The sequence below is a fragment of the Streptomyces sp. NRRL B-24572 genome, assembly GCF_002156145.1.
Classification (GTDB): Bacteria; Actinomycetota; Actinomycetes; order Streptomycetales; family Streptomycetaceae; genus Streptomyces; species Streptomyces vietnamensis.
The window spans coordinates 1-10238 of sequence record NZ_MWIG01000467.1; the positions used below are offsets into that span (position 1 = coordinate 1).

Below are 10238 nucleotides of genomic sequence, written 5' to 3' on the forward strand. Positions count from 1 at the left end.
TCGGCGTCGGCGCGCACCTGGAGCACTGGGGAGTGCCCGCCTCCCGCCTGCGCGAGCTGGACTGGAACGAGTCCACCGAGATCGGCGAGCTGCGACTCACGGCCACCCCGGCCCGGCACTTCTGCGGCCGCGGCCTGCGCAACAAGCAGCACACGCTCTGGGCGTCCTGGGTCNNCGAGGGGATGCGGGCCCACCTGGACCTCCAGGGCGGTGGTCCGGGTGGTGTGATGCTGCCGATCCACTGGGGCACGTTCAACCTGGCTCCGCACGCGTGGGCGGAGCCGGGGGAGTGGACGAAGCACGAGGTCGAGGAGGCCGGCCAGGCGGTGGCGCTTCCTCGTCCCGGAGAGCCGTTCGAGCCTGCGGGGAAGTTGCCTGCGGATGCCTGGTGGCGCGGGGTGTCCCGTCCGAGCGCTCACCCGTGGCGCCGGCCCCAGCCGGTCGAGGCTCCTGCCGAGGCGCCCAGGCCTGATCTCGACCTGGCGGGTGAGAGGTGACGGTGGGCGGGACGACCTCGGCCGGGTTGTGCACCTGCTGACTCGTCCTTCGAATGAGGAGTGCGATCGTGTGGTGAGCGCGTTGGACGGCCCGCCCCGGCGGGAGCGTTCGGCGCGTGCCCAGCAGTTCAGGCCCTTGCCGACCAGAGCGGGGCCGTCCTCGGTTGTCGTCCGAACACACATCGTGGAGCGATGAGCTTCACCTAACCTCGATCTTTCGTGATGGGCCGCTGACGAAGTCGGGGCCCATTTCGTTGTCGGTGGCTGAGGCCGGACAGGCTGAGGGCCCGGGTGTCGTCTCGGGTGACGCCGGGTTCCACTGCTCCGGGCGGCACGTTCTCTTGCAGGGACAGGTGAGTCCGCTGGTCAGCCGGGGTTTGGCAGGGGTGCGAGTCGTTCAAGGGCCTCTGTGATCTCGCCAGTCCAGGGCCAATGGCGGGCGAGGCGGAGGATGCGGCGTCGGCCGGTGGTGACGAGCTGGCCGGCCGCGGAGAACAGGCGCAACCGCAGGCGGCGGGGTTCCCAGAGCCGGGCCTGGCCGGTCAGGGCGAGCATGGGCATCCAGGCCAGCAGGTCGAGGGCGATCTGGATGATCTCCAGCCAGACCCTGTTCTGCGCGGTGTCGTGCAGGGGCAGGTTCCGCGGTCCGGTCGCACGCGCGGCCCGGATGCGGTCCTCCGCGCGGGCTCGCAGCCGGTGGCGGAGTTCCAGTTCGGCGATCGGCCGGTTGAGGGTGTTGGTGGCGAAGCAGGTGATCCGCATGCCGTCCGCGTCCGTGATCCTCAACTGAGCTCCGGGATGGGGCCGTTCCTTGCGGACGATCAACCGCATGCCCTGCGGCCAGCCGTGGAGCAGGTCGCCGGTGAGTTCGGCAACCCAGGCTCCGTCACGGACCTCGCCGTTCGACTCGATTGCGGGCGTCCAGGCGAATGCGGGGATCTTCAGAGCATGCTCGTGGATGGCCTCGGTGATCACCATGCCGACCGAGTAGGAAAGCCAGCGTCCGCGCTGGGCGAGCCAGGCCACGAACTCGTGAGTGCCGCCCGCGGAATCACAGCGGATCAGCGTCCGCCGCCCGCGCCGGTACTCCTTGGGCAGTTGAGCGAGGGCGAGGCGGGTGGCGGTGATGTGGTCGGCGGCCGTGTTCGAGCCCGCGTTGCCGGGCCGAAGGAGGGCTGTGACAGGTTCGCCGGTTCCTCCCGGGCCGTGGTCGACGAAGCCCATGAGCGGGTGGTGTCCGTAGGTCTTCTTCCAGGTCGGGGCCGCGTCCTGCTTGTCCGAGTGCGCGACGACCAGGACTCCGTCCAGGTCCACGGTCACCTGAGCGCCGGCGTTTGGAGCACGGTCGTCGGCCAGTTCCCAGACCCGTCTGCGTACTTCGGAACGTGCGGTGCGGATCGCGGTCAGCGCCTTCTCGCCGGAGGCGGCGAGGGTGTCGATCAGGCGGGAGACCGTTGGGTCGGAGGCGACTGGCCCGAACACGGCCGGCTCGGACCGCAGTAGTGCGATGTCGGCGAGGCAGTCCCCGCCGAGTGTGACCGCCAGCGCGAGGTCCACGAGCATCTTGCCGGGGTTGTGGACGGCTCGCGGTCTCCGCCACGGGGTCAGGGCTGCGGGTCGGTAACGAGCAAGCCGCCGAGCGTTGGTGATCGAATGTCTGGCGGTCTGGAGCATGTGGGCGGTGTCGGGCTCAACCGCCTGATCGATGGCCAAGATCAGCGGCCAGCGCCGCGTAGATGTACTCGCTGCCCCAGCGATCCCCGTCGAGGTCGTTCTCGACCAGGTGCGCCTCACGGCGCATCCCGAGACGCTCACAGACCCGCACAGACCCGGTGTTCTCCACATCCAGCCGTGCGTAGAGCCGGTGCACGCCCAGCGTGTCGAAGGCAAACCCGGCCAGCGCCGCGGCCGCCTCGGTCGCGTAGCCGTGCCCCTGGTGACCTGGGTCGAGAGTCCAGCCGATCTCGGCCTGGGCCGCGCGGGCATCAGCCAGGGCGAGGCTCACCTCGCCAATGACGCCGGGCTCATCGCGTCGGCAGACAGCGAGCGCCAGCTTGTCCCCGTCGGCGCGCCAGACCGTCTGCGCCGCGCGCTCGGCGGCAACCTGCTCGCTGCGCTCACGCGTGTGCACCGGCCGGTACAAGTAGCGCGCCACGCTCGGCAGGCCCTGGTAGGCGTACAAGTCATCGGCGTCGCCGGGAGCGAACAGACGCAGCGACAACCGGGCCGTGGTCAACGGCAGCAGCGGGACGATGTCCAACTGGACCTCTGGGACGCGGATGTAGATCAAGTTGCGGACTGATTTTCGCATCACGGCTGCCCGGCAGCCACGCCTTTTCAAGAGCAGCGCTCGGCAGCCGCACTTCACCACGGGGCTCGGCATTCCAGGAGTTGCTTACTGACCCACGCTCCTCGATCTTGGAAGACAGCTGGTCTTCGGGTTCGCGCCGTCTCAGTCGGCGGCAGGGAACAGGGGTGGCGTGGGAAGCCCCTCCGGCGTGTGTCACGATCTCCCCCAACCTGTGGGGGGTGTTGCTGAATGGCGCAGGACATTGCGCTGCGGCCGGTGGTGGATCCGGCCCTCGAGGACTCGGAGCGCGCGCTGCTGGAGAAGTCCGCCGACGGACTCTTCCCAGCCACGCTGCCGCTGCCCGAGGAGCCGGGGCTGGGCGGCCGTACCAAGGCGGACATCTGGACGGCCCTGGGAGTCTCCGCGGTGTGCGCGCTACTGCCGGTGACGATCCTGTGGGCGCTGATCGGCGTGTGGCCCGGCCTGGCCGTCGGGCTCGCGGCGCAGGCGGGGCTGATCTGGGTCGGGGTCCAGTTCGGGTTCGAGGCGTTCATCCTGACCGTCGTGGGCGTGCACCTGCTGGCCTGGCTGCTGATCGTCGTCCTCGGCTGCGGGACCGACGAGCGGCAGCGGGTGGCCCGGCTGCGCCACGGCCGCTACTACCTGGCCGAGGACTTCGGCGACGACTCCCTGCGCGAGCTGCTGGGCCACTCGCCGCTGCGCCGGATGGAGCGCGCCCAGGCCGCCGTGACGGCGGTACTCCAGTCACAGGTCGACCGGGACGGTCTGCTGGACGACATCGCCAACGACGTGACGCTGCCGGCCCAACAGTACGAGATCGCCCAGCGCCTGGCCGAGCTGACCCGGCTGGCGCGGAAGGTGCGCACCGCTGCCGGGAACGCCTCCGGCTCGCGAGTGGAGGAGGTGCTGCGGACTCAGCGGCAGGCGCTGCGGCTGTCGTCGAGCGCGCTGGAGGAGCGGGTGGAGGCGCTGGAGCGGTACGCCGAGAACACCCGCGCGGCGGACGCGGCGTACCGCGAGTGGGAGGCCGTACGAGAGCTGGAGCAACTCGGCGAGGACATGCACGAGCTGGTGGTGAACACGGTGCGGGACGAGCTGGCCGTCGCCGAGATCGAGGGGCTCGCCGACCGGTCCCGACTCCAGGACCTGCACCGGATGCTGGACGAGGCGCGGGAGGCGGGGCTGCTGGCCACGCGGTTCGCCGACGAGCCGGCCGACCGCCGGTCCGGCGACAGCGGCCGGGCGTGAGGGGGAGGACGACATGACGCAGACATCCCAGCCGAGACGCGAGTACCACTCCGGCCGCGGCAAGAAGACCTTCGACCGGATCCCGGGCGGGTTCTACCTGGTGGGCGCCCTGGTGATCCTCTTCGAGGTGGTCACGCTCGGCGCGGTGGGCCTGGCCCTGGCCATCGGCGACCCGAGCGACGACAGGACATCCCCGGACAAGGAATCCCGGCGGGTCGAGGTCACCTACATCGCGACGGGCGACCACCCCTCGGTGAACCTCACCGTCGGGGAGGCGAACGGCAACCACGAGTCCCACGGGATCGTCATCCTGCCGTACCGCAAGACCGTCGAGCTGGCGGCGGGTGCCGACTTCTATCTGGACGTCAGAAGCCGCGAGGACCAGGAAGGGGGCACTCTCACGTGCACCGTGCTGGTCGGCGGCAAGGTGGTCCAGCAGGCGCACAGCACACCGGACTCCTCGTCCGCCACCTGCGCGGGCAGCACCGCGGACGCCCCGCAGCGGGGCATCCCCGTGCCCACTCTCACCCCCGGTGCCTCCCCGCTGCCCGAGGAGCGGCGGCTCACCGGGACCGTCAAGGTGCCGGACTACCCGGGCGAGGGCTCGCCGGTCATCGGCACCGTCACGGACTCCTCCCTGGAGTACGCGGAGCTGGGCGGCACGTGGGACCGGAGCAAGACGCTGGATCCGGTCTTCGATGGCTTCACCCGCAAGCAGGAGGGGCGCCAGCGCGCACTCGTGAAGTCCACGCAGGTCGACGAGGACATCATGGCCGCGGCCGGCGGCACCGGGGAGCTGCGGGGCGTGGCGGGCGCGGTGATGGACGAGCGGCGGCGCTACGAGTACCCCCGCGACCAGGCGATCCTGGTCGACGTCGCCTCGCAGCCGCTGAAGGTCGACGGACATGACGCCTGGCTGCTGGTCAGCGAGATCCACTTCCACAAACGCGGGGTACCGTCCACGATGGACCTGAACGCGGTCCTCGTGGTCGACACCGGGGGGGTCCGCCCCTCGGTGCTGTGGGTCGTACTGCCGGAGACGAACAAGAAGCTCTGGCCGGACCTAAACACTCTGGTCGCATCCGTCCAGGTCCGCTGACCTGCACCGATACGGGACGGGCCCGGGCGCGCGACGCGTCCTGGGCCCGTCCGGTAGAGCACGACGCTGGCCGAACACGGCCGGCTTGGCCCACAGCATGCCGACATCCGCGAGGCAGTCCCCGCCCAATGCGACCGCCAGGGCCACGTCCAGCAGGATCTTGCCCGGATCGTGCACCGCCCGAGCCTTCCGCCACGGCGTGAGCGCTGCTGATATCGCGGTGTCCAGGCCGACCTTGCGGACGGTCTCGACCAGCAGCACTTCCACGGCCTACGAGACCACCGCCCGGCCGCCGCCCTCGATGCGGACACGCGGGTACGACCCGACACGCTTCTTCACCTGGAGAGTGCTTCTTCCCATGCAGCCGACAGGACCCTCGACAAGCCCAATCGTTGCAGGTCAGGGGCACTCTCCACTTATTTGATCAAGCCTCGGACACTCCACCTCGTGAAAGCGCGAGGCTAGGAGCGCCAGGTTGCGTCGTATACACGACGAGGGTATGCGGCTCTGTCGCCGTTCGTGTCGGGCTAACCACCCTGTTGGCCAATGGTGCTTCCCAGGAAGTCGTCGGAAGATCCATCCACAGTAGGTGGCGGCGGGCGAAATGGCGCTGGGACGGGCATCGACGTGCGTCTCGACCCAAGATGAAACATGGCGCGCGGTCCAGGCCGTGAAGCCTGATAGAGTGTCATATTTCCCGACATCCACATGACGCCCGCCGAGGGGATGCGGGCCCACCCGGACCTCCAGGGCGGTGGTCCGGGTGGTGTGATGCTGCCGATCCACCGGGGCACGTTCAACCTGGCTCCGCACGCGTGGGCGGAGCCGGGGGAGTGGACGAAGTACGAGGTCGAGGAGGCCGGCCAGGCGGTGGCGCTTCCTCGTCCCGGAGAGCCGTTCGAGCCCGGGGGCCTCTTCGTGGACCAAGCCGCACCGGCGGGGGGCGCCGTGCGGTCGGCCGGTGTGATCGAGAGCTGAAGCGGCCTGGCACCCGGGCGGGTTCGGGCCCCGGGTGTCAGGTTCCCTACGAGGGCTCGGGGACCGCGACGGTTCCCTGCGCCACCGCGCACAGGGTCTCCGCCCCTGTGCTGTCCATGACCAACAGGTCGCAGCGGCACACGACACGGGAGCGGCCCGCACGTATGACCTGAGCGCGGGCCCGCAGCAACACGCCGTCGGCGGGGCGCAAGTAGTCGATGGTGAACCCGGCGGTGAGCAGCCGCGCGCCGACGACGGTACCGGCGGCGAACGTCAGCGTGTTGTCCGCCGCGTAGGCGAGCACGCCGCCGTGCAGAAATCCGTTCTGCTGGCGCAGGTCGTCGCGGATGTCGAGCTCCAGCGTCGCCTCGCCTTCCCCGAAGGCCGTAAGGCGGGCGCCGAGCAGGTTGCTGAACGGCTGGGCCGCGAGCACCTTCTGCGCGAGGGCCAGATCCGGAGCGTCCGTCACGTCACACCTCGTTCTCGGAGTTCGTCATGAGGCGCAGGCTCCGGCGCCGCCCGAACAGGTCGAGCGCCGCCGTGATCGGGCGGCCGCCGGTGGAGTCGCGGACCGGGCGCCCCGGTCCGGGTGTCTGTGCCACGTCGCCCGACAGCCCCTCCAGCGCTTCGCTTCCGAAACGCTAGCATCACCGGCGCTTCGAAAACAGGAGCAGAAAGTGGGTGCCCGCCGCGGTCCGTGGGGCCGGCTGCCGCAAGCGACGGACAAGGGGCAAGAAGTGGCTCCTCGTACCGATCCCGCGCCCCGGCCCTGCCCGGACCACGTCCGGAAGGGCTCCCGGCAGTCTGGTGGCTGTGAGGCTTGAGCCTCCCGTAAGGGGAGACGCGAGGGTGGGGGGCATGAACGGCGAGAGGCTCTGTTCGATCGGTGATCTGGCTCGGCGGACGGGTCTGACGGTGAAGGCCGTCCGGTTCTACGCGGACACCGGGATCGTGCCACCGACCGACCGTACCCCCGCCGGGTACCGCCGGTACGGCCCCGATGCACTTGCCCGCATCGAACTCGTACGCACCCTGCGGGAGCTGGGCGTCGATCTGGCCACGATCCGCAAGGTCATGGACCGGGAGGTCTCGCTGACGGACGTCGCGGCGACGCACGCCGAGGCACTGGACGTGCAGATCCGCGTCCTGCGGCAGCGCCGCGCCGTGCTGACGGCGGTGGTCAGGCGCGGCTCGACCCCTCAGGAGATGGACCTCATGCACAAACTGGCACGTCTGTCGGAAGCCGAACGGCGGTTTCTGATCGACGATTTCCTCGGTGCCGTGTTCGACGGCCTGCAGGATCACCCCGTGTTCGCGGCGGCCATCCGCTCGTTGACCCCCGAGCTGCCCGACGACCCCGAACCCGAGCAGATCGAGGCGTGGGTGGAGCTGGCCGAACTGTGCCAGAACGAGGATTTCCGCTCCACGCTGCACGGCACGGTCCGGGATCTGGCGGTCGACCGGTCACCGGACGATGCCATGGGCCTGCCCCGGATCCTCGCCGAAGCCGTACGGGCCCAGGTGACACCGGCACTCGAGGCCGGTGTCGAACCGGACTCGGCCGAAGCGGAGCCGATCGTCGTCGCACTCGCGGCCCGCTATGCGCACGTCCTCGGTCGTCCGGCCTCCCGGGACGCCCCTGCCCTCCGCCGACGCCTCGCCGCCCGGCTGGACCGGATGAACGACCCGCGCCGGGACCGATACCTGTCCCTGCTGGCCGTCGTCAACGGCTGGCCGGCACCCGAGGGCCTGGCCCCCGCGCTCACCTGGATCACCGCAGCACTCCGTGCCCGGCCGGCGCGGCGATGAGCCGATCACGCACCACACCCGTCGCCACGAGGCCAGGTCACCCGGCTGACCGGAATCGGTTCCTTGCCGACTGCCGGACCCTGCTCCGCGTGCCCGGCTTCCGGCGGCCGGCCACCCTCGGTGCGACGTCGCAACCGGCCGCGAGCACGACCGGCCTGAGCCCGCTGCTCCTGGTCGGCCGTCTCGCCGCTCGGCTCACCGCCACCGTCGCCATGATCCTGACGGTGCGGAGCGGTGCCGTGGCCGGTCGGCGGGTTCAGGGCCGGCCGCGTCGTCGATGCCGCTGCAACGCGCGGGTTCGTCGGTAACCGCGCCGCCCGGCTGGGGAGCTTCCGCTCTTACCGACGGTCACCGGTCGTTCGCGGGTGAGGCCCGGAGCGGACGGCTCCGGCCTTCGTCGCCGTCGCGGGCGCGTGGCCGGAGGGGTGTCCGGGAGTCCGGAACGGGTGCGGGCCGGGGGCGCCGGAGGCCGTCCGCAGCCCCCTCGGGGACGAGCGGGCCGGACGGTTCGCACCTCCTCCGGGGGATTCCGGTCGAGGGGGATTTCCGCAGAGGGCGGAGGCGTGAGGACGTCTCCGCCCTCTTCCGTTCCCGCTCGGCCGAGCCCCTCCGGGCCGCGACGTCGATTTTCAGCCGATCATTCTCGGCCTTCCGCGCGAGGGGCAATACCAGACCGCCCCGCTCTACGGGTAAGTTTGTCAACTGCGCACCGCACATGAACGGTTGACGACTACAGTGTGTGGCTGATGATCATCGGTAGGCTCATCGCACGTCTGTATCAATCCTCCCCCGTCTGTAGCACTCCTCCCCCGTAGACCCCCTGCAGTACGCCGATTCCTGGGCACGTACCAAGGACACTCATGTCTCAACTTCGCGCACCCGCCTCGCGGCCCGATCGACGCGAGGGCGGGCGGCACGGCCGGCCAGGCGCCCGCTCCGCCACCGGTACCCACAGCGACCCCCCGGCGCAGACCTCCGCGCCGCTTCCCACGGAAGCCCGCATACGCCCCCAACTCCTGCGCACCTCCGTGCTCCCCGCCGTCGCGGTGGCCCTGGGCGGGGCGGCGGCCGTCCTCTTCACCATCCGCTCCACGGGAGCCAGCCCCACCCCCGGGCTCTGGGCCGCGCTCACCGGCGCCGCCGCCCTCACCGTCGCCTCCGTGACGGCCGCCGCGCTCGGCGCGGACCGGGCCGCCAAGGCCGTCCTCGACCGCTGCAACTCCCTGCGCCGCACCAGCGCCCGCGGTCAGAGCGAACTCCGGGCGGTCGTCGAACAGCTGCGCAGGGGAGAGGGGCCCCCGCCCCGTCCCGCGCAGCCGGCCACCTCCACCCCGGGCGACGAATTCGACCTGCTCTCACAGGAGTTGACACGCTCCCACGAGGCCGCCGTGGCGGCCGTCGTGCAGGCGTCCCGGCTCTCCAGCAGCGTCGGAAACGAACAGAAGGTCGAGGTCTTCGTCAACCTCGCCCGGCGCCTGCAGTCCCTGGTACACCGCGAGATCCAGCTCCTCGACGAGCTGGAGAACGAGGTCGAGGACCCGGAGCTGCTCAAGGGCCTGTTCCACGTCGACCACCTGGCCACCCGCATCCGCCGCCACGCCGAGAACCTCGCCGTGCTCGGCGGCGCCATCTCCCGCCGCCAGTGGTCGAATCCGGTCACCATGACCGAGGTGCTGCGCTCCTCCATCGCCGAGGTCGAGCAGTACCCGCGCGTGAAGCTCGTACCCCCGATCGACGGTACGCTCCGGGGCCATGCCGTGGCCGACGTCATCCACCTCCTCGCCGAACTCGTCGAGAACGCGACGCTGTTCTCCGCGCCGCACACCACGGTGCTGCTGCGCGCCCAGTACGTCACGGCGGGCCTCGCGATCGAGGTCGAGGACCGGGGCCTCGGCATGCCCGTCACCGAGCAGAACAAGATGAACGCCCTGCTCGCCGACCCCGACCAGGTCAACGTCGCGCATCTGCTCCAGGACGGCCGCATCGGACTCTTCGTCGTCTCGGCGCTCGCCCGCCGGCACGGCATCGCCGTACGCCTCCAGTCCAACATCTACGGCGGCGTCCAGGCCGTCCTCGTCCTCCCGCAGGGCCTCCTCGGCGCCGACCCCGAGGGCCTCGCCCAGCACGAGCGCAAGGCCGCCGCGACCGCCGGTTCCTCGGCGATCCCGCCCGGCCAGGTGCAGATGCAGCCGCAGGACAAGCCCGCGGCCCCGATGTCGACTCCGATGCCTGCGCCGGTCCAGGCCCCGGCTCCGGTCGCGGCCCAGGCCCCCGCCCCGGCTCCGGTCGCGGCCCA

At 70.9% G+C, this 10238-nt stretch carries 9 protein-coding genes and 2 pseudogenes; 6 read left to right on the forward strand and 5 right to left on the reverse strand.

Features of this window, described 5'->3' with window-relative positions:
• A partial coding sequence (locus CCN56_RS26540; RefSeq protein WP_256962158.1) for an MBL fold metallo-hydrolase occupies window positions 1–497 on the forward strand: 497 nt, incomplete at its 5' end.
• A gap of 366 nt (window positions 498–863) precedes the next feature.
• Here the strand turns inward: CCN56_RS26540 and CCN56_RS26545 are convergent.
• Window positions 864–2171 (reverse strand): IS1380 family transposase, encoded by a 1308-nt coding sequence (locus CCN56_RS26545; protein ID WP_086830494.1) that lies wholly within the window; start codon window positions 2169–2171, stop codon window positions 864–866.
• A gap of 16 nt (window positions 2172–2187) precedes the next feature.
• Complete coding sequence (locus tag CCN56_RS26550; protein ID WP_086830499.1) at window positions 2188–2757, reverse strand: GNAT family N-acetyltransferase; 570 nt, start codon at window positions 2755–2757, stop codon at window positions 2188–2190.
• A gap of 279 nt (window positions 2758–3036) precedes the next feature.
• On the opposite strand from CCN56_RS26550, the gene CCN56_RS26555 reads away from it, so the two are divergent.
• Together CCN56_RS26555 and CCN56_RS26560 are read left to right on the forward strand one after the other, a co-directional pair.
• Window positions 3037–4056 (forward strand): hypothetical protein, encoded by a 1020-nt coding sequence (locus tag CCN56_RS26555; RefSeq protein ID WP_086830495.1) that lies wholly within the window; start codon window positions 3037–3039, stop codon window positions 4054–4056.
• Window positions 4057–4069: 13 nt separating this feature from the next.
• Window positions 4070–5155, forward strand: coding sequence for a hypothetical protein (locus CCN56_RS26560; protein WP_086830496.1), 1086 nt, complete (start codon window positions 4070–4072; stop codon window positions 5153–5155).
• Between the two features lie 69 nt (window positions 5156–5224).
• Here CCN56_RS26560 and CCN56_RS26565 read toward each other — a convergent pair.
• A pseudogene (locus CCN56_RS26565) lies at window positions 5225–5494 on the reverse strand (transposase); the annotation flags it as partial.
• Window positions 5495–5839: 345 nt separating this feature from the next.
• Between CCN56_RS26565 and CCN56_RS26570 the strand changes: the two are divergent.
• A pseudogene (locus CCN56_RS26570) lies at window positions 5840–6133 on the forward strand (MBL fold metallo-hydrolase); the annotation flags it as partial.
• A gap of 46 nt (window positions 6134–6179) precedes the next feature.
• Here the strand turns inward: CCN56_RS26570 and CCN56_RS26575 are convergent.
• Together CCN56_RS26575 and CCN56_RS44920 are read right to left on the reverse strand one after the other, a co-directional pair.
• Window positions 6180–6602 carry a PaaI family thioesterase gene (locus CCN56_RS26575; protein WP_086830497.1) on the reverse strand — a complete coding sequence of 141 codons (423 nt, stop codon included), beginning with the start codon at window positions 6600–6602 and terminating at the stop codon, window positions 6180–6182.
• Window position 6603: 1 nt separating this feature from the next.
• Window positions 6604–6735 carry a hypothetical protein gene (locus tag CCN56_RS44920; protein ID WP_256962159.1) on the reverse strand — a complete coding sequence of 44 codons (132 nt, stop codon included), beginning with the start codon at window positions 6733–6735 and terminating at the stop codon, window positions 6604–6606.
• Window positions 6736–6991: 256 nt separating this feature from the next.
• Here CCN56_RS44920 and CCN56_RS26580 point away from each other — a divergent pair, with 256 nt between their 5' ends.
• Complete coding sequence (locus tag CCN56_RS26580; RefSeq protein ID WP_086830498.1) at window positions 6992–7942, forward strand: MerR family transcriptional regulator; 951 nt, start codon at window positions 6992–6994, stop codon at window positions 7940–7942.
• A gap of 860 nt (window positions 7943–8802) precedes the next feature.
• Window positions 8803–10238: sensor histidine kinase KdpD (locus CCN56_RS26585; RefSeq protein ID WP_086830500.1), on the forward strand; the 1436-nt coding region annotated here is incomplete at its 3' end.

Excerpts from the sequence above, each read along its gene's own strand:
- CCN56_RS26545 (WP_086830494.1), bottom strand. The coding sequence starts at position 2,171 with ATGCTCCAGACCGCCAGACATTCGATCACCAACGCTCGGCGGCTTGCT.
- CCN56_RS26555 (WP_086830495.1), top strand. The coding sequence starts at position 3,037 with ATGGCGCAGGACATTGCGCTGCGGCCGGTGGTGGATCCGGCCCTCGAG.
- CCN56_RS26560 (WP_086830496.1), top strand. The coding sequence starts at position 4,070 with ATGACGCAGACATCCCAGCCGAGACGCGAGTACCACTCCGGCCGCGGC.
- CCN56_RS26580 (WP_086830498.1), top strand. The coding sequence starts at position 6,992 with ATGAACGGCGAGAGGCTCTGTTCGATCGGTGATCTGGCTCGGCGGACG.